Here is a 17,707-nt window from a genome sequence, read left to right as displayed (position 1 = left end):
AGGAGCACGTCTCTGAACAGGGCGTATGCAACCCCCCGTTTGTCGAGTGGAGCCCGGGATGACCAATCCCCCCAGTACGTCCGGAGACGGGCCCTCGGGCTCGCGCCCGGCACCCGTCCGATGGCTGGAGACCGCGGAACTCGTCCTCGGCGCGCTGCTCCTGGCCATGATCCTCGTCCTGATGCTCGTCCAGGCCGGCCAGCGCTACGTCCCCGGTGAGAGCTGGGTCTGGGTGGGGGAGCTCGCCCGGTTCGGCCTGGTCTGGCTCGCCTTCTCCCTCGTCGGGCACCTCGTCGGCCGCGACGAGCACATCACCCTCAAGCTCGTCGACTTCGTCGCCCGGGGCCGGGCGATGCGCGCCGTGTGGGTCTTCGCCAACCTCGTCGTCGCGGCGACGTGCGGCCTGCTCGTCGCGGCCGCGGCCGACCTCGTGTTCGCGGGCGGACCGCAGACCACGCCGGTGATGGGCATCCCGATGGCCTGGACCTACGTGATCCCGATGGCCGGGCTCTCCGTGGCCGTGCTGCGCGCCCTGGCCAACGCGGTCCTCGTCCCGGGACCGCCCGCGCCCGGCACCCCTCCCCCCGCACCGACCGACCACGAGGAGCCCACCCGATGAGCGCCGGCCTCGTCCTCCTGGGAATCGTCGTCCTGCTGGCCCTGCGCGTACCGATCGCCTTCGCCATCCTCGGGCCGTCCCTGGCGTACATGCTCCTGACCGACCAGTCCACCGGCCTGAGCCTGCGCACCGCGACGCAGGAGATCAACAGCTTCCCGTTGCTGGCCATCCCCCTGTTCATCCTGGTGGGCGTCGCCGCCAACCACACCGGTATCGCGGACCGCATCTTCGGCTTCGCCCAGGTCCTGCTGGGGCGCCTCCGGGGAAGCCTGGGCTACGTCAACATCGGTGTCAGCGTCGGCTTCTCGTGGGTGAGCGGCACCGCCCTGGCCGACGTCGCGGGCATGGGCAAGATGCTCGTCCCGGCGATGACCGACCGCGGCTACCCCAAGCGCTTCGCCCTGGGGCTCACCGCCGCCTCCAGCCTGATCAGCCCGATCATGCCGCCCAGCATCCCCGCGATCGTCTACGCCTCCGTCGCCGCGGTCTCCACCGCGGCCCTGTTCGCCGCGGCGGTGGTCCCGGCGTTCCTCGTGGCCGCCGGACTCGCCCTCGCCGTCCACCTGTGGGCGCGCAAGCAGCCGCACCTGGCCGGCGAGCGGGCGACCGCCGGAGAGGTCCGCGCCGCGGTCGTACGCGTCCTCGGCCCGCTGGGCGCGCCCCTCATCCTGCTCGGCGGCATCCTGAGCGGGCTCTTCACCCCCACCGAGGCCGCGGCGGTCGGAGCCGCCTACGTGCTCGCGCTCGGCCTCCTCTACCGCCGGCTCGACCCGCGCACCCTGTGGCGGATCCTCGTGGAGACCGCGACGACCACCGCGTCGATCGCGATCGTCCTGGCCGCGTCCGGCCTGCTCGGCTGGATCCTGGCCCGCGAACGCGTGCCGCAGGACATCGCGTCGTTCCTGCTGGGGCTCACCGACAGCCCGATCGTGTTCCTGCTGCTGGTGAACCTCGTGCTCATCCTCCTCGGCACGGTCCTGGAGCCCGTCGCCGCCCTGATGATCACCGTGCCCGTCCTGCTGCCCATCGCGGCGCAGTTCGGGGTCGACCCCGTGCACTTCGGGATCATCGTCATCGTCAACCTCATGATCGGGCTGCTCACGCCGCCGATCGGAGGCGTCCTCTTCGTGCTCGGCTCGGCCACCCGCAGCCCCATGCACGAGGTGTTCCGCGGCACGGCGCCCTTCCTCGTGCCCCTGCTGCTCATCCTGGCCCTGCTCACCTTCGTGCCGGACCTCGTGCTCTTCCTGCCCCGGTACCTCGGACTCTGAGCCGCGCCGCCCCGGGGCGCCCCTCCGCGGCTCCGCGCCCCGGCCCCGACACACCGCCGCCACCGCCGCCGTACGGCGGCACGACCCCCCAGGGAGCACCGCATGCGCACCCCCCACCGCTGGACCGCCCTGGTCCCCGTCGCCGTCCTCGCCCTCGCGGGCTGCGGCGCCGACGGGGCCGCCGACGGCGAGATCACCCTCTCCTTCGCCAACAGCTACACCGCGGAACACCCCCACACCCGGTGCGGTCTCGACCTGGTCGCCGAGCGCGTCGCGGACGCCGGCGTCGGAGTGACGGTCGAGACCTTCCCCAACAGCCAGCTCGGCAACAACACCGAGACCTTCACCTCGGTGATGTCGGGCGACATCGACATGGACGTCCAGGGCTCCGCGGCACTCGGCTCGGCGTACGAGCCGATCGGGGTGCTCGACGCGGCCTACGCGTTCGACGACGCCGACCAGATGTTCGACTACTTCGACTCCGAGGAGTCCGAGCAGCTGAAGGCGGACTTCGAGGCCGCGACCGGCGTCAGGATCCTCGACGTCTGGTACTTCGGCGACCGGCACTTCACCGCGAACCGGCCGATCCGCACCCCCGGCGACCTCAGCGGCCTGCGCATGCGGTTCCCCGACTCCCCGATCTACCTGGCCAACGCCGAGGCGATGGGCGCCACCCCCACCACCGTCGCCTTCGAGGAGGTCTACCTCGCCCTCCAGCAGGGGACCGCCGACGGCCAGGAGAACCCGATCCCCACGATCTCCGCCGACAGCTTCGACGAGGTCCAGAGCCACATCAGCCTCACGAGCCACCAGATCGGATCGCAGCTCATCGTGGTCTCCGGCCAGAGCTGGGAACTCATGGACCGACGCCAGCAGGAGGCGCTCCAGGAGGCGGTCAGCACGGTCAGGGAGGAGAACCGCGCCTGCATCGAGGAGTCGGAGGCCGAGATCCTCGACCGGTGGGCCGCCGACGGCGCCATGGAGGTCGTGGACGACGTCGACGTGGACGCGTTCCGCACCAGGTCCAGGGACTACTTCGCGGAGCACCTCGACGAGGGGCAGCGGGCCCTGTACGAGTCCTTGCACTCCGGGTCGTAGACGGCCGCGGACCGGACGGAACACGGAAGGACAGGGGAGACGGACATGCGGCGTTCCATCGCCACGGTGTCGTTGAGCGGCACGCTGGAGGAGAAGCTCCGGGCGGCGGCCGAGGCAGGTTTCGACGGCGTCGAGATCTTCGAGAACGACCTCATAGCGTCGCCGATGAGGCCCCGGCGGATACGGGCGCTCGCCGCCTCGCTCGGCCTGGGCATCGACCTCTACCAGCCGCTGCGCGACATCGAGGGGGTGGACGACGACCGGTTCCGGCGCAACCTGCGCCGTGCCCGGGACAAGTTCGCCCTCATGGTCGAACTCGGCGCGGACACGGTGCTCGTGTGCTCCAACGCCACTGCGGCGGCCCTGGACGACGACGCCCGGGCCGCGGCCCAGCTGCGCCTGCTCGCCGAGACGGCGTCGGAGTACGGGGTGCGCGTGGCCTACGAGGCACTGGCCTGGGGAACCCGGGTCGACGACTACGAACACGCCTGGCGCCTCGTCCGGGAGGCGGACCACCCGTCCCTCGGCGTCTGCCTGGACAGCTTCCACATCCTCTCCCGTGACGGCGACCCGTCCGGGATCCGCGGCATCCCGGGGGAGAAGATCTTCTTCCTCCAGCTCGCGGACGCGCCGCGCATGGCCATGGACGTGCTGCAGTGGAGCCGCCACTACCGCTGCTTCCCCGGCCAAGGGGGGTTCGACCTCACGGCCTTCACCGGCCACGTCCTGGCCGCGGGCTACACGGGCCCGCTGTCCCTGGAGGTCTTCAACGACGTGTTCAGGGCCTCGGACGCGCGGCGCACGGCCGCGGACGCCCTGCGGTCCCTGGCGCTGCTGGAGGACGGGCTGAGCCGGTCCGCGGGGGAGGAGCCCGCCGCGGCGGAGGGGGAGGGCGCGCGCGGGGCCGTGCGGCTGCGCCGGCTGCCCGAACCGGTCCGCCCGTCCGGGTTCGCGTTCGTGGAGGTGGCGGCCGAGCCGTCGTCGGCGGAGCGCGTGCGCGTGCTGCTCGGCGCGCTCGGCTTCGCCCACACCCGGGACCACCGCTCCAAACCGGTGCAGCTGTGGAGCAACGGCGACGCGCGCGTCCTGCTCAACTCCAGCGACCCCCGGCTCGGGCACACCTGGAGCGGCGACGCCTCCGTGACCGCCCTGGGGATCTCCGTCCCCGACCCCGCCGACGCGATGCGCCGCGCGGAGCGGCTCCTGGCGCCTTCCCTGCCGCGCCGCCGCGACCCGGCGGAGTCCGCGCTCAGCGCGGTCGCCGCGCCCGACGGGACCGCGGTCTTCTTCTGTGCGGACGGTCCGGGCGGCGGCGAGCCGTGGCTGGAGGACTTCTCGGCCCCGCCCGTCGGCGGCCACCGGGAGGGGGGCGGGGCACGGCTGACCGGCATCGACCACGTCGGGCTCCTCCAGCCCTTCGACCACTTCGACGAGGCGTCCCTGTTCTACCGCTCACTGCTCGGCCTGCGCCCGGACACGAGCGTGGAGATGGCCGCCCCCGACGGACTCGTGCGCAGCCGGGCCCTCACCGACCCGGCGTCCGCCCTGCGCGTCGCCCTGCACGTGTCCGTCCTGGGCGGCGAGCACGCGGACACGGGCGGAGGCGCCCAGCACGTCGCGCTGGGCTGCGACGACGTCTTCGCCGCCGCGCGCTCCCTGCGCGAGGCGGGGGTCGCGCCCCTGGCCATCCCGGACAACTACTACGACGACCTCGCCTCCCGGACCGACCTGCGCCCCGACACCAGGGAGCGCATGCGCGAGGGCGGCATCCTCCACGACCGGTCGGAGGAGGGCGAGTTCCTGCACTTCTACACGCCGACCGTGGACGGGCGGCTGTTCTTCGAGGTGGTCCAGCGCGTCGGCGGCTACCAGGGGTACGGGGCCGCCAACGGCACCGTGCGCATGGCCGCGCAGCGGGCGGAGCGCTCCCGGTGAGCGGCGCGTACGGCGCCCCGGGGCGGTCCTTCCTCGCGGGGCTCATCGGCGCGGGGATCGGCCCGTCGCTCACGCCCCCCATGCACGAGAGGGAGGCCGCGAGGCTGGGACGCCGCCTCGTCTACCGGACGATCGACATCGACCGGCTCGGCATGGAGCCGGGGTCGGTCGGCTACCTGGTGGAGGCGGCGTCCAGGCTCGGCTTCGACGGGCTGAACATCACCCACCCGTGCAAGCGGCTCGTGCTGCCGGCGCTCGACGGGCTCTCCCCGGAGGCGGAAGCCCTGGGGGCCGTCAACACCGTCGTGTTCGGGGCCGGGGGAGCGGTGGGGCACAACACCGACTGGTCCGGGTTCGCGCGGTCGCTCCGGCAGGAGCTGCCGGACGCGCCCGGGGACCGGGTCGTGGTGCTGGGGGCGGGCGGCGCGGGAGCGGCCGTGGCCTACGCCCTGCTGGTGTCCGGTGTGCGGGAGCTGGCCGTGGTCGACGTCGACGGGACGAGCGCCGAGGCCCTCGCCGCCCGTCTGGCGGAGCGGTTCCCCGGGGCGGTCTGCCGTCCCGCGGGGACGGACGGGCTCGGAGCAGCCCTGGCCGGGGCCGACGGCCTGGTGCACGCGACGCCCACGGGCATGGCGCACCACCCCGGGATCCCCCTGGACCCCTCTCTGCTGCGCCCGTCCCTGTGGGTCGCCGACGTGGTCTACCGGCCCGTCCGCACCGAGCTGCTGCGCGCGGCGCGGGCGCGCGGCTGCCGGACCCTGAGCGGCGGAGGCATGGCCGTCTTCCAGGCCAGTGACGCGTTCGGCCTGATCACGGGGCTGGAACCCTCGCCGGAGCACCTGCACGCCCACTTCCGGGAGCTCATCGCCCGCGAGTGAGCGCCGTGCCGGGACCGGAGGGCTCCGGTCCCGGCACGGCCCCCGCGGTCAGTCCAGGGCGTGGTAGCGGCCGGAGCGGCGCACCAGGGCCGGGCCCTCGCCCCGCACACCGGCCAGGCCCACCACGTCGGCGAGGTACACCACGTGGTCGCCGACCTCCAGGCGCTGTCGCACCGTGCACTCCAGGGCGGCCAGCGCGTCGTCCAGCACGATGGCGCGCGTGTGCCCGCCCCGGTGGTGGGGCTGGTCCGTCACCAGGAGTCTGGCGCTGGGGCGCCCCTCGGCCGAGAAGCGGCCCGCCACCACCCGCTGTCCGGCGCCGAGCACGTTCACGGCGAACGCGCCGGCGGCCCCGATGACCTCGGCCATGTAGCCCTCCGCGCCCACGCCCACCCACACGATCGGCGGGTCGGCCGACACCGAGCCGAACGCGGTGACGGTCGCGCCCACGTCGTCCCGGCCGTCGGCGACGGTCACCACGGTGACCCCGGCGGGCAGCAGCGCCATGGCGTCCAGGTACGGACCGGTCAACGGATGTCCCAGACGTCGGGCATCGTCAGCGGACCGGCCGCGGGCAGCCCCATCGCCACGGCCGCGTGCTGGAGCGGGCCCCAGGCGCCGAGCACCGTCTGCGGCTGCGAGGCCGCCATGTCCTCGCTGGACTCGTGCTGGCGGATCCGGTCCAGTGGGTGCGCGCGCGGGAAGGCGCGCAGGGGCAGGGGGCCGGCGCCCGCCTTCTCCCGGGCCAGGCGCACGGCCGTCTCCAGGCCGCCCAGCTCGTCCACCAGGCCCCGCTCCTTGGCGTCGCGACCGGTCCACACCCGTCCCCGGGCGACCTCGTGGACCTGCTCGCGGGTCATCTTGCGCGCCTCGGCGACCTTGCCGGTGAAGTCCTCGTAGATCTCGTCGAGGAGCGCGTTCACCCGCTCCCACTCGGACTCGGTGAACGGCTTGCGGGTGTCGAACATGCCCGCGTGCTCCCCGGTGCTCACGGAGTCGCTGGTCACGCCGTACCGCTCCAGCAGCCCGCCCAGGACCGGCTTGCCGGTGATCACGCCGATGGACCCGGTGAGGGTGCCGGGCTGCGCGACGACCGCGTCGGAGCCCAGGGTCACGTAGTAGCCGCCCGAACCGGCGATGTCGCCCATCGCCGACACCACCGGGATGCCGGCCCGGCTGGTCAGCTCGGACTCGCGGCGGATCGCGTCGGAGGCGGTCGGCGACCCTCCCTGGCTGTCCACCCGGAACACGACCGCCTTGACCTGCGGGTCCTTGCGGGCGGCCCGGAACGCCGCCGTCACGGTGTCCGAACCCATGACGGTGCCGCCGCCCAGCGGGGACCGCCGGGTCCGCCCCAGGCTGATGGCCCCGGTCGCGGAGATCAGCGCGATGTACCCCGGTCCGCCCGCCGCGCGGGGGCGGGGCGCCGGGGTGTGCTTGCGGTGGTAGCGGGTGACGAACTGGAGCGAGGGCTCCGGGGCGGAGCCGTCCCCGGCCCCGTCCGCCTCCGACCGGACCTCGCCGAGGAGGTCGGCGTACACCTCGTCCCGGTAGGCCAGGCCGTCGACCAGGCCGGCGTCCAGGGCCTCCTGGGGCATGAACGGACCGCGCGAGACCAGCTCGCGCACCTTCTCCTCGGGCAGGCCGCGCGCCTCGGACACCGCCTCCACCAGCTGGTCGCCCAGCGACGAGACGATGCGGCCGGACGCCTCCCTCTGGGCCTCCGTGAAGCCGGTCTCGGTGACGCTGTTCAGCGCGTTCTTGTACTCGTGGCGCCTGCCGACCTCGTAGGACACGCCCAGTTTGTCCAGGGCGCCCTTGAGGAACGTCACGCGCATCATCAGGCCGGTCAGCCCGAGCACCCCCGTGGGGGCCATGACCACGCGGGAGAACGCGCAGGAGAGGTAGTACGGGAGGTTGCCCTCGCCCGTCTCACCGAAGGAGTCGGCCCAGGCCACGGCGGTCTTGCCCGCGGCGCGGAAGTCGGCGACGCAGTCGCGCAGCTCCTGGACCTTCGCGAACCCCAGCGACCTGGCGTCCACGCGGACCAGGAGCGCGGCCACCCCCGGGTCGCGCGCACCGCGGCGGATGCCCTCGACGATGTCCAGGTAGTGCTGCCGGCGCCGGTTCACGATCTGGCTGATCGGGTCCCCGGGGGCCTCGTCGGCCACCCCTTCCGTCAGGTCCAGCTCCAGGACCAGCGGCCCCCGGGGGCGCGGCCCGAACCGGGCGAGGGACAAGGGTTCTGTGATCTTCGCGAGGTCCACCATGGCCCCAGCGTAGTGGCCGCCGTCCAGCGCCTCCCTCGCCCGTCCCGGCAGCGCCGCGGTTGTCGCGAACGTGCCGGGATCCTCGGGTTCGCACCGTGTGCCGGGGGCGCTATGGTCGACTGGGTTCTGACCACGGGACGCGGGAGAGGGACGACGCATGGCGGGCATCCACGGGCGACGGCATCGGGCGCGAGGCGTGCGCGCCGGGGCGGGAACGGCCGTAGCGGCCACCGCACTGCTGCTACTGGCCGCCTGCTCGGGCGGCGCGGAGGAGGGCGGCACCGCGATCGAGCTGGAGCGCGGCGAGAGCGGCATGGTCCCGGCGGTCGACCCGCCCGGCCCGGAGGGCTTCACCTCCCAGACGGTCGAGGGCATCACCATCGACGTCCCCGACGGCTGGGACGTCCAGAACCAGGGCGGCACGCTGTGCGCGAGCCCTCCCGGCCAGGCCGCCTGCGCCTACGGGTCGGTCCAGCTGACCGCGCACGCGGCGGAGAACCACCCGCAGGAGTGGCCCTCCAGGGGCGGGGCCCACAGCAAGGCGGACGGCTGGGCGGACAACACCGACCGCTGCCGCAGCCTCAACACCGCGGCCTCCGGCGACATCGGGATCAAGGACGCCGAGCTCCGGGTCTCCGACTTCACCGAACACGCCGACACCCTCAAGTCGCACCACTCCGTCTGGGACGTCACCTGCGCCAACGACGACACCTTCGAGGTGCGCATGTGGTTCCTGCCGACGAGCGACGTCCTCCTGTACGTCTGGTCCGCCGATTCCCAGCACTCCGCCGTCTACGACCAGATGGCCGCCTCCATGGACACCACCGAGTACCGGAGCTGACACCTGTCGCATCCGTCCCGGATTCGGCCACCGGTTGCGCCGTTCCAGTGTCCCCCGGGTCCCGTTAGGCCATAGGGTCGTACTCGTCACGGCAGAGGACGTCCGGGGCGGCGCACGGCCGCGCGGACGACGGCAGTTCAGGCGACAGCGCGAAGCGGGGTGCAGCACTGGTGACCACCATCGGAGCGGCGGGACGGGTTGGTCAGTACACGCTCGACAACGGATTGCGCCTGGTGACGGCGGCGGCCTCCACCGGCCAGGTCACCGCGGTCAACCTGTGGTACGGCGTGGGTTCCCGGCACGAGGTCCCCGGGCGCACCGGTTTCGCGCACCTCTTCGAGCACCTCATGTTCCAGGGCAGCGGCAACGTGTCCAAGGGCGAGCACTTCGAGGAGATCGAGCGGCTCGGCGGCGACATCAACGCCTCCACGTCGAGCGACCGCACGAACTACTACGAGACGGTCCCCGAGCACGCCCTGGACCGGGTGCTGTGGCTGGAGGCGGACCGCCTGGAGACGCTGCGCGACGGCATGACCCAGGAGGTCCTGGACAACCAGCGCGACGTCGTCAAGAACGAGCGCCGCCAGCGCTACGACAACCAGCCCTACGGCACCGCCCTGGAGCGCATCCTGCGCCTGGCGTACCCCGAGGGCCACCCGTACCACCACCCGACGATCGGCTCCATGGCCGACCTGGACGCCGCCGACCTCGACTACGTCAAGTCGTTCCACAAGGCCCACTACGGGCCGGACAACTGCGTGCTCACCGTGGTCAGCGACCTCGACCCCGAGGACGTCCTGGCCCGCGTCGAGAAGTACTTCGGGTCGATCCCCGCCAGGGACTTCGTCCCCGAGGCGCCCGACGCCTCCCTCGGAGCGCCCCTGGGCGGTCCGGTGCGCGACGCCGTCACCGAGACGGTGCCCGCCGCCGGGGTGTTCATCGGGTACCGCGTCCCCCCGTACGGCGAGCGGGAGTTCGACGTCGTGCACCTGGCCTCGGCCGTGCTCGGCCAGGGGCAGGGCAGCCGCCTCTACCGCTCACTGGTGGTGGACCGACCCATCGCCGCCGACGACGGCGGCGCCGCGGCCGACATCCTGCCCTTCCGCTACACCGACAGCCTCCTGCTGGTGAACATGCTCGCCCGCGAGGGCGTGAGCGGCGACGTGCTGGAGGAGGCCGTGCGCGAGGAGATCGCGAAGCTGGCCTCCGGCGTGACCGAGGAGGAGCTGGAGCGCGCCCGCGCCGTCATGGAGCGCGACCACCTCCAGTCCATCTCCAGCCCCGCCGGGCTGGCCGACAGCATCAGCAGCTGCACGCAGCTGTTCGACGACCCGGAGCTCGCCTACACCTGGCCCCGGCGCTGGGACGACATCACCGCGGAGGAGGTGCGGGCCGCCGCCGAGCGCCTGCTGGTCGACGACAACCTGCTCGTGGTCCGCTTCGACCCCGAGGAGACCTCGGAGGCCGAGACCCTCCAGGCGGACGCCGAGGCGAACGCCGCCGGCGCCTCCTAGGGCGCGCCGCCACCCCTGGCCCTGTCACCGCAAGCCGCAGAAAGAGCCGCAGAGCATGCCGCAGACCCGCCCGCCACTCGGTGCCGTAGCGTCCTACTCCTTCCCGAAGCCCCAACGGGTCACCGTCGGGGGCGGCACCGTCGTCGCCATCGACGTGCCCGGCCAGCGACTGGTCTCCCTCCGCCTCGTGCACCCGCACGGGGGCGCCGTGGAGCCGCTGGACGCCATGGGCGTCAACGTGCTCACGAGCGAGGTGCTGGAGGACGGCCCCGACGGCAACAGCTCCCTGGCTCCCGCCCTGGAGCGCCACGGCGCCGAGTGGATGTCCCGCGTCAACTGGGACGGATTCATCACCGGCCTGGACGCCCCCGCCAACCGCGTCAACGAGGCCGTCCACCTGTTCGCGGACGCGGTCCGGCGCCCCGCCCTGAACCCGGACGACATCGTCCGCCGCCGCGAGCAGCTGCTGGAGCGGTTCTGGCTGGAGGCCGCCACGGCCGGGACCCTGGCCATGCGCAGCCTCGGCGGCCAGCTGTTCACCGGCCGCTACGCCACCCCGCTCGGGGGAGGCCCGGTCCGGCTGGCCGACATCACCCCGGAGACCGTGGCGTCCTACCACGCCGAGTCCATCGCCTCCGTCGCCGGGACCCTCGTGGTCGTCGGCGACCTCGACGGGATCGACCTGGAGGAGCTGGGCAAGACGGTGTTCGGCGACGCCGCCTCCGTCCCGGAGCGCGAGTCCTCCGTCCCGGCCCCGCCGCCCGGCGAGCTGCCCCGCATCCTGATCGTCGACCGCCCCGGCTCCGTCCAGTCGGCCCTGGTCATCGCGCACCGCGCCCCGTCCCGCTCGCAGGTCGACCTGCCCAGGGCCGAGGGCATCAGCGAGGTGCTGGGCGGCATGTTCACGTCCAGGCTCAACATGGAGCTGCGCGAACGCCTCGGCTACACCTACGGCGCCGGGTCCCGGTTCGACCTGCGACGCGACAGCGGCGTGTTCTTCATGTCCACCCAGGTGGAGGCGGACACCACCGCCCACTCCGTCACCTCGTCGCTGGAGCAGGTCGCCGAGCTCCGCGAGTCGGGCGTCACGGAGGAGGAGCTCACCGCGGTGCGCGAGTCCAACACGGTGGGCCTGCCCGTCAGCTACTCGACGGCGCGCTCCCTCGCGGGGGCCCTGGTCGACATGGTCGTCCACGACCTGCCCGACGACCACGTGGACCGCAACCGGGCCGGCTACGAGAGGCTGACCAAGGAGAGCCTGGACTCGGCCGCCGCCGAGTACCTGCACCCGGAGGAGGCCGTCGTCGTGGTGGTCGGCGACGCGGACCGCCTCCGGCAGCCGCTCACCGACACCGGGATCGGCCCCGTCGAGGTCCGCGACCCGGAGTCCCTCTGGTCCTGACCCGGGGCGTGCGGGCGTGTCGCGCCCGCACGCCCGCCCCACGGCCGGGGCAAGGACGGGTAAAGGAGAGGCAGGTCATGGCATGTGCAGGTTTTCGTCGGACATAACGAAAGCGAACCTATGTGCCAGTGTTATGGCAACTACCAGCGTGGACTCGGCGTCCTGCTGGTATAACGAGTGATCCGTGCACCTACATGGTGACAGCGACCGCAATGCTCCGCAGGAGGCCACCATGGCCGGTGAATGGACCCGTGGATAACCGTGTCCTCCCTAGACAACCCTCACACGCAGCGGCCCCGGGCGTCGCGCTCTTCCGAAGGTCCGGAGGTAGCCGGTATGGGCGACTCCGGTCCTGAGGGGCGCCTGCTCAAAGGGCGCTACCAGCTGGTGTCGGAGATCGCCAGGGGCGGTGTCGGCACGGTGTGGCGCGCCGTCGACCTGGTCATCGACCGCGAGGTCGCCGTCAAGGAGCTCAGACTCCCGGCCGACCTGAGCCGCTCCGAGCGCGAGTCCCTCCTCCAGCGCACCACGCGTGAGGCCCGGGTTGCCGGGCGCCTCACCCACCCGAGCCTGGTCACCGTCCTGGACGTCGTGGACGAGGACGACCGGCCGTGGATCGTCATGGAGCTGGTCGAGGCCTCCACCCTGGAGGAGCTCATCCAGGTGGGCGGCCCGCTGCCCTACCAGCGGGTGGCGGAGATCGGGCTCCAGCTGATCGACGCCCTCAAGGTCGCGCACACCGAGGGGATCGTCCACCGCGACGTCAAGCCCGAGAACGTGATGATCAGCCAGGCCGGGCGCGTGGTGCTGACCGACTTCGGGCTGGCCGCCTGGAACGGCGAGTCGGCGCTGAGCGCGTCGGGCCGCATCATCGGCTCGCCCGCCTACATCCCGCCGGAGAGGGCCAAGGCCGGACCGGTCGGGCCGGAGTCGGACCTGTGGTCCCTGGGCGCCACCCTGTACGCGGCGGTGGAGGGCCACCCTCCCTACGACCGCAAGGGCTACATCAAGATCCTGCGCCAGGAGCAGCTGGACGAGCCCGCGGAGGCCGCGAACGCGGGCCCGCTCGCGCCGGTGCTCGCCGGCCTGCTCCGCGTCGAGCCCGGCGAACGGCTGACCGCGGAGAACGCCACCAAGATGCTGCGGATCGCGGCCCTGGCCCCGTGGGCCCCCGAGACCAGCGTGGAGACGGCCGCCTCCGGGGCCCGTCCGGCCGAGCCGCGTCCCGGTGAGGGCGGCGGGGACGAACAGGACCGGGAGTCGGCCCGCGAGCACTTCAAGGCGGGCGCCCACGTCCTGGCGGAGTCCATCAACGAGCGGCTGCGCAACAGCCCCGAGGCGATGAACTCGATCATGACGTCGATCCGCGAGTCCACGGACACGCTGGGGCTGACGAGTTCGGGCCGGCACGCGGAGAAGAGCATGCTGCCGGTGTTCGCCGGCGTCGCCCTCGGCGTGGTGCTCCTGCTGGCCGTCGTGCTCTGGGCCCTGCTCGGCCGCTAGCGGCCGTCGCGGCCCGGCGCCCCCGCCGGTCCTGTGCCCGTGGCGGGGTTCGGCGCCGGGGCCGGCCATGCGGGACCGCGGTGCGCAGGAGGCGGGCCGGGACCGTCGGCCGGCGCGTGCCGTCCGCGGTCCGGGGCGGGCGTTCCCCGAGGTGTCGCGGGTCGCGCGGAGGGTGGGCGGGGCCCACCGACCAGCGCATACCACCGCGGTTCGGGGCGGGGGGTGTCCCCCCGAGGTGTCACGGGTCGCGCGGAGGGTGGGCGGAGCCCACCGACCAGCGCATACCCCTCGTAGGGCCGGCGGGATTCGAACCCGCACTGTACAGCACCTAAAGCTGTCGTCTCCTGCCGGTTGGACTACGGCCCCGTCGGGACAACTGTACCGGGGACGCGGGCGGACCCGGCCGCCAGGCCCCGCAGGGCCGGGCCCGGCCGGGCCGCCGGAGGCCGGCGGGTCAGACGCCGAGTTCCTTCTTGAGGCGGTCGACGTGCCCGGTGGCCTTCACGTTGTAGAAGGCCTTCTCCACCTTGCCGTCGGTGCCGACGACGACGGTGGAGCGGATGACGCCCTGGACCGTGCGGCCGTAGTTCTTCTTCTCACCGAAGGCGCCGTAGGCGCGCAGGGTCTCCTTGCCGGGGTCGCCGAGGAGGGTGAACGTCAGGCCCTCCTTCTCCCGGAACGCGGCCAGCTTGTCGGTCGTGTCGGGGGAGACGCCCAGGACGGTGAGGCCCGCCGAGCCGAACTCGCGGAGGTTGTCGCGGAAGTCGCAGGCCTGGGTGGTGCACCCGGGGGTCATCGCCGCCGGGTAGAAGTACAGGACGACGCGCTGCCCGGTGGAGGCCAGCACCTCGCTGAGGGTGACGGGCTTGCCGTCGGCGTCGTCGAGGGTGAAGTCGGGGGCCTGGTCGCCGGGCGCCAGGCGGATCGGGTCGCTCACGTGGTGTTCCCATCTGCTCGTCGGCGGGGCGGTGGGGCCCCGCCCGCTCACTGCTCCTACCGTAGCGAGCGCGCGGGGTGCCCCGGGGAGCGGCGCTTCTTCACCTGTGTCAGGCTGGGTTTACCGGCTTCGGTTGCGATTCCGGTTCGGTTCATCCGCTTTGGGGGTGACCAGCGGTTCGATCACCTATTGTTGACCGCACTCGTGCTTTCGGTCGACCCGCTGGTGACGCCCTTCGCGCACCCGGGCGCCACGCCCCTCCGGTGGTGGTCGGCACGGCCTCCGGGCCGGAACACATCCGCTTCGTGTTGGGGAGTATTGGCGACGATGCCTGGATTCACACTCGACGAGGTCAGGGAGCGCACGCTCAAGGAGCGCGACTCCTGGCTGACGGTCTCCCTCGTGGACCCGGTCGCGGTCCGGCTCGTCCGCCTGGTCGCCAACCGGACCTCGATCACGCCCAACCAGCTGACGGTGGTCGCGCTCTTCCTGGGGCTCGGCGCGGCGGTCTGCTTCGCCCTGGGCTACTGGCAGTTCCTGGCCCTGGGCGCGGTCCTGTACGTCCTGTGCTTCCTCGTGGACTGCGTCGACGGCAAGCTGGCGCGGCTCACCGGTTCGGAGTCGCTGTTCGGGTCGTGGATGGACTACGTGTCCGACCGGTTCCGGGTGCTGGTGTGCGCGGTCGCCCTCATGGGCGGGCAGTACGTCGTGTCCGAGGAGGTCGTCCCCGACTCCAACCCGGTGTGGTTCGTGTGGCTGGCCCTGGCCGTCGTCTTCCTGGACATGCTCCGGTACCTCAACGCCCTGCAGGTCTACAAGGTGCGCAGGGAGATGCGCTCGCACCTGGCGGCCGCACTGGAGAGGGCCCGTGCGACCCTGTCGATGCTGGAGCCCGAGGACGACGACACGGCGTCGGCCACCGGCGGCGGCGGACGCACGATGAGCGACGGCGGCGAGCAGGCGGTGCTCCGCCACGGCATCGGCGTGCTGGAGCAGATACTGCACAGCCAGAACGAGCGGGAGGCGCGCAACCACCGCACGGCGGGCAAGCAGCCGGACCTGACGCTGCCCAAGGTGGACCTCCACCAGGAGTTCCGCTCCCGCTTCCCCTGGTACCAGCGCTTCTGGTCGGCGCTCAACGCCAGGCGCATCAGGACGCACCTGGTGGGCGGTATCGAGTTCCAGCTGGCGGTGTTCGTGGTGGCTCCCCTGGCCGTCGCGGTCCTCGGCTCACCGTCGCTGATCGGCTGGATCACCGCCGCCGCGGGCGTTTTGCTTCTCGCCTTCGAGATAGCCATCATCTATAAACTGTGGTTGTCCACGCGGGACTTCTTCCGCGTGGTCGACGGAATCGACGGCGCGCTGAGATTCTCCGGTCCGTCCGACGGCGCGGAGGAGAGCCGGGACTCCGGCTCGGACTCGGACTCGGGCTCTCAGACGACCCTGCGCCAGTGGAGAGAGGCGGAGCCCCATGACGGGACGCGACACCGAACCGCGCCAGACCCCGGCTGAGATCCAGGCCGAGATCACCCGCGAACAGCGGCGGCTGGCGGAGACCCTGGACGAGCTGAGTGAGCAGGCCCGGCCTGCCAACATCGCCCGTAGACAGATCGGGAGGGCCCGCGAACGCGGCGCACGGATCGTCGACGAGGCACGCGCCCTCGTGGTCGGCGGAGGCGCCGTGCGTGTGGAGAGCCACCTCGTGGCCCCCGAGGAGGGCAGCATCGTCATCAAGGGCGACGACGAGGTCGTGACCACCTACCAGTCGCGCCGCCGGCTGCCCCCGGAGGCGCTGATCCTCGCGGTCGGCGTGGGCGCGGTGATCGCCGTGGGAGTGGTGGCCTGGGCGGTCCGCCGCCGCGGGTAGCGGAACCGGTGGGAGGGGCCCGTGCGCTCGGCGCACGGGCCCCTCGTCGTACGGGCTCCCGTGTTCAGGCGACTCCTCTCAGGCGGCTCTGTTCAGGCGGCCCGGCCCGGCGGCCCCCGTGGCGGGCGCCGGCGGTGCGGCCCGGAGCGAGGGCCGCCGCCCGGCTCAGAGGAAGGTCCGGCCCTCGCCCCGGTAGGTGGGGACGGCGCCGACGTACTCGCCGGTGTCGGAGTCGATCAGGTGCAGGGTGTCGAAGCGCTCGCAGAGCTCGCCCGCCTTGGCGTGGCGCATCCACACGCGGTCGCCGACGGCGAGGCCGTCGGCGGCGGCGCCGACGAGGGGGGTCTGCACCTCTCCCGCGCCCTCGTTGGCCGTGTAGGACAGTCCTTCGGGGAGGTGGGGGGTGGGCGCCCGGTGGGGGTCGACGGGCCCGGAGGCGGGGTAGCCGCCCCCGAGGGCGGTCACCACGCCCGGGGCGGGGCGGCGCACGACGGGGAGCGCGAAGAGGGCGGCGGGGCGGCCGCGGAAGGCCCGGTAGTGGTCGAACAGGCGCGGGTGGAAGAGGCCGGACCCCGCCGCGAGCTCGGTGACGGCCTTCTCCCGGCCGGTGGTGTGGAGGCTGCCGGTGCCGCCGCCGTTGACGAAGCGCAGGTCGGCGACGGCGCCCACGGCCCGCACGACGGCGGCTCGGCGCCGGGCGAGTTCGACCGCCGATCTTCGCTGGACGGCGCGCAGGACGCGCGCGTACAGGGGGCGCCCGGGAGGGGCGTCGCCCACCCCGGCGATCTGTCCCTCGTAGGCCATGATCCCGGCCAGCTCCAGCCCGGGCCGCTCGACGACGGCGCGGGCGAGCGCCGCCGCCTGCGCGGGGGTGCGCACGGGGGAGCGGAAGGAGCCGATGCGGGCGCGGGAGCCGAGGGGCTGCCAGCTGGTGTCGATGTCCAGGCAGACGCGGACGGGCGGGGCCCCGGCTCCGCGCGCGCCGGAGGCGGCCGCGTCGGCCACGGCGGCGCTGATCAGGTCCAGGTGGGCGGTGTCGTCGACCATGACGGTGACGGTCCGGGCGGCGGCGGGGTCCCCCGCGAGCCGGGCGAGGGCGTCCCGGTCGACGGTGGGGTAGGCCACGAGGATGTCGTCGTCCAAGGGGCCCTCGGAGTCGCCCTCGGCCAGCCAGAGCGCCTCGGGGAGGGTGTAGGCCATGATCCCCGCGTAGCCGGGGAGGGCGAGGGCGGTGCGGAGCAGGGCGCGGCTGCGCACGGACTTGCTGGCGATGCGGACGGGCTTGCCGTGGGCCCGGCGGGTGAGGTCGGCCGCGTTGGCGCGGAAGGCGGCCAGGTCCACCATGGCGAAGGGGGCTTGGAGTTCGCGCGTCGCGGCCTCGTACTTCTCACGCAGGCTTGTCATGCGTCCGAGGATGCCAGAACATGAATGTGTTTCATATTCCCGGTGGTGAACGGTTCGGTGAACCCTGTGGCCGGGACGACGCCCCGGAACCGCCCCGCCGGGCGGCCCGGGTCGATATCCTGGGGCGTCACGGCTGATCAGCCGGTCCGACCCCAGGAATGGTTCTTT

15 protein-coding genes and 1 tRNA gene are annotated in these 17,707 nt (G+C 73.1%); 11 read left to right on the top strand and 5 right to left on the bottom strand.

Annotation, left to right across the window (positions count from 1 at the left end):
• Positions 1 to 58 precede the first annotated feature (58 nt).
• The 5 genes from ACQPYD_RS26700 to ACQPYD_RS26680 all read left to right on the top strand — a co-directional run bounded on the left by ACQPYD_RS26700 (position 59) and on the right by ACQPYD_RS26680 (position 5,801).
• A complete protein-coding gene (locus tag ACQPYD_RS26700) occupies positions 59 to 619 on the top strand; it encodes a TRAP transporter small permease (protein WP_433698222.1) in 561 nt (186 codons plus the stop codon).
• On the top strand, positions 616 to 1,890 hold the full coding sequence (locus ACQPYD_RS26695) for a TRAP transporter large permease (RefSeq protein WP_433698221.1): 1,275 nt from the start codon (positions 616 to 618) through the stop codon (positions 1,888 to 1,890). Before ACQPYD_RS26700 ends, ACQPYD_RS26695 begins: the two co-directional genes overlap by 4 nt.
• A 102-nt stretch (positions 1,891 to 1,992) precedes the next feature.
• Positions 1,993 to 2,988, top strand: a complete 996-nt coding sequence (locus tag ACQPYD_RS26690; RefSeq protein WP_433698220.1) for a DctP family TRAP transporter solute-binding subunit — start codon at positions 1,993 to 1,995, stop codon at positions 2,986 to 2,988.
• A 45-nt stretch (positions 2,989 to 3,033) separates the two neighbouring features.
• Entirely contained in the window at positions 3,034 to 4,923 is a 1,890-nt protein-coding gene (locus ACQPYD_RS26685; protein ID WP_433698219.1) for a bifunctional sugar phosphate isomerase/epimerase/4-hydroxyphenylpyruvate dioxygenase family protein, read from the top strand.
• Positions 4,920 to 5,801 (top strand): shikimate dehydrogenase, encoded by an 882-nt coding sequence (locus ACQPYD_RS26680; protein WP_433698218.1) that lies wholly within the window; start codon positions 4,920 to 4,922, stop codon positions 5,799 to 5,801. Before ACQPYD_RS26685 ends, ACQPYD_RS26680 begins: the two co-directional genes overlap by 4 nt.
• Before the next feature lie 48 nt (positions 5,802 to 5,849).
• Here the strand turns inward: ACQPYD_RS26680 and ACQPYD_RS26675 are convergent, their stop codons facing one another.
• Both ACQPYD_RS26675 and sppA read right to left on the bottom strand, forming a co-directional pair.
• Entirely contained in the window at positions 5,850 to 6,308 is a 459-nt protein-coding gene (locus ACQPYD_RS26675) for a flavin reductase family protein (protein ID WP_267950490.1), read from the bottom strand.
• A 20-nt stretch (positions 6,309 to 6,328) separates the two neighbouring features.
• On the bottom strand, positions 6,329 to 8,071 hold the full coding sequence (gene sppA / locus ACQPYD_RS26670; protein ID WP_433698217.1) for a signal peptide peptidase SppA: 1,743 nt from the start codon (positions 8,069 to 8,071) through the stop codon (positions 6,329 to 6,331).
• Between the two features lie 157 nt (positions 8,072 to 8,228).
• On the opposite strand from sppA, the gene ACQPYD_RS26665 reads away from it, so the two are divergent.
• The 4 genes from ACQPYD_RS26665 (at position 8,229) to ACQPYD_RS26650 (ending at position 13,331) form a co-directional block, all read left to right on the top strand.
• The gene (locus tag ACQPYD_RS26665; RefSeq protein WP_433698216.1) at positions 8,229 to 8,912 is read left to right on the top strand and encodes a hypothetical protein; all 684 of its coding nucleotides are present in this window, start codon (positions 8,229 to 8,231) and stop codon (positions 8,910 to 8,912) included.
• A gap of 170 nt (positions 8,913 to 9,082) precedes the next feature.
• Positions 9,083 to 10,426, top strand: coding sequence for a M16 family metallopeptidase (locus ACQPYD_RS26660; protein ID WP_433698215.1), 1,344 nt, complete (start codon positions 9,083 to 9,085; stop codon positions 10,424 to 10,426).
• A 55-nt stretch (positions 10,427 to 10,481) separates the two neighbouring features.
• Entirely contained in the window at positions 10,482 to 11,828 is a 1,347-nt protein-coding gene (locus ACQPYD_RS26655) for a M16 family metallopeptidase (RefSeq protein ID WP_433698214.1), read from the top strand.
• Between the two features lie 336 nt (positions 11,829 to 12,164).
• A complete protein-coding gene (locus ACQPYD_RS26650) occupies positions 12,165 to 13,331 on the top strand; it encodes a serine/threonine-protein kinase (protein ID WP_344178195.1) in 1,167 nt (388 codons plus the stop codon).
• A gap of 291 nt (positions 13,332 to 13,622) precedes the next feature.
• Here ACQPYD_RS26650 and ACQPYD_RS26645 read toward each other — a convergent pair.
• Positions 13,623 to 13,697, bottom strand: a tRNA-Leu gene (locus ACQPYD_RS26645).
• A gap of 88 nt (positions 13,698 to 13,785) precedes the next feature.
• On the bottom strand, positions 13,786 to 14,268 hold the full coding sequence (bcp, locus tag ACQPYD_RS26640; RefSeq protein ID WP_433698213.1) for a thioredoxin-dependent thiol peroxidase: 483 nt from the start codon (positions 14,266 to 14,268) through the stop codon (positions 13,786 to 13,788).
• Positions 14,269 to 14,595: 327 nt separating this feature from the next.
• Here bcp and ACQPYD_RS26635 point away from each other — a divergent pair, with 327 nt between their 5' ends.
• The gene (locus tag ACQPYD_RS26635; protein ID WP_433698212.1) at positions 14,596 to 15,780 is read left to right on the top strand and encodes a CDP-alcohol phosphatidyltransferase family protein; all 1,185 of its coding nucleotides are present in this window, start codon (positions 14,596 to 14,598) and stop codon (positions 15,778 to 15,780) included.
• Positions 15,740 to 16,135, top strand: a complete 396-nt coding sequence (locus tag ACQPYD_RS26630) for a DUF3618 domain-containing protein (protein WP_267946265.1) — start codon at positions 15,740 to 15,742, stop codon at positions 16,133 to 16,135. Before ACQPYD_RS26635 ends, ACQPYD_RS26630 begins: the two co-directional genes overlap by 41 nt.
• A 165-nt stretch (positions 16,136 to 16,300) precedes the next feature.
• Here ACQPYD_RS26630 and ACQPYD_RS26625 read toward each other — a convergent pair whose 3' ends face one another.
• Positions 16,301 to 17,539, bottom strand: a complete 1,239-nt coding sequence (locus tag ACQPYD_RS26625; RefSeq protein ID WP_433698211.1) for an alanine racemase — start codon at positions 17,537 to 17,539, stop codon at positions 16,301 to 16,303.
• Between the last annotated feature and the right edge of the window lie 168 nt (positions 17,540 to 17,707).

This window comes from Nocardiopsis sp. CA-288880, assembly GCF_050955985.1.
Taxonomy (GTDB): domain Bacteria; phylum Actinomycetota; class Actinomycetes; order Streptosporangiales; family Streptosporangiaceae; genus Nocardiopsis; species Nocardiopsis tropica.
This window is presented reverse-complemented; position numbering and strand designations above follow the sequence as displayed.

What these genes read in the sequence shown, in the direction of transcription:
- ACQPYD_RS26700 (WP_433698222.1), top strand. Translation starts at nt 59, where the DNA reads ATGACCAATCCCCCCAGTACGTCCGGAGACGGGCCCTCGGGCTCGCGC.
- ACQPYD_RS26695 (WP_433698221.1), top strand. Translation starts at nt 616, where the DNA reads ATGAGCGCCGGCCTCGTCCTCCTGGGAATCGTCGTCCTGCTGGCCCTG.
- ACQPYD_RS26690 (WP_433698220.1), top strand. Translation starts at nt 1,993, where the DNA reads ATGCGCACCCCCCACCGCTGGACCGCCCTGGTCCCCGTCGCCGTCCTC.
- ACQPYD_RS26685 (WP_433698219.1), top strand. Translation starts at nt 3,034, where the DNA reads ATGCGGCGTTCCATCGCCACGGTGTCGTTGAGCGGCACGCTGGAGGAG.
- ACQPYD_RS26675 (WP_267950490.1), bottom strand. Translation starts at nt 6,308, where the DNA reads ATGGCGCTGCTGCCCGCCGGGGTCACCGTGGTGACCGTCGCCGACGGC.
- sppA (WP_433698217.1), bottom strand. Translation starts at nt 8,071, where the DNA reads ATGGTGGACCTCGCGAAGATCACAGAACCCTTGTCCCTCGCCCGGTTC.
- ACQPYD_RS26665 (WP_433698216.1), top strand. Translation starts at nt 8,229, where the DNA reads ATGGCGGGCATCCACGGGCGACGGCATCGGGCGCGAGGCGTGCGCGCC.
- ACQPYD_RS26655 (WP_433698214.1), top strand. Translation starts at nt 10,482, where the DNA reads ATGCCGCAGACCCGCCCGCCACTCGGTGCCGTAGCGTCCTACTCCTTC.
- ACQPYD_RS26650 (WP_344178195.1), top strand. Translation starts at nt 12,165, where the DNA reads ATGGGCGACTCCGGTCCTGAGGGGCGCCTGCTCAAAGGGCGCTACCAG.
- ACQPYD_RS26635 (WP_433698212.1), top strand. Translation starts at nt 14,596, where the DNA reads ATGCCTGGATTCACACTCGACGAGGTCAGGGAGCGCACGCTCAAGGAG.
- ACQPYD_RS26630 (WP_267946265.1), top strand. Translation starts at nt 15,740, where the DNA reads ATGACGGGACGCGACACCGAACCGCGCCAGACCCCGGCTGAGATCCAG.
- ACQPYD_RS26625 (WP_433698211.1), bottom strand. Translation starts at nt 17,539, where the DNA reads ATGACAAGCCTGCGTGAGAAGTACGAGGCCGCGACGCGCGAACTCCAA.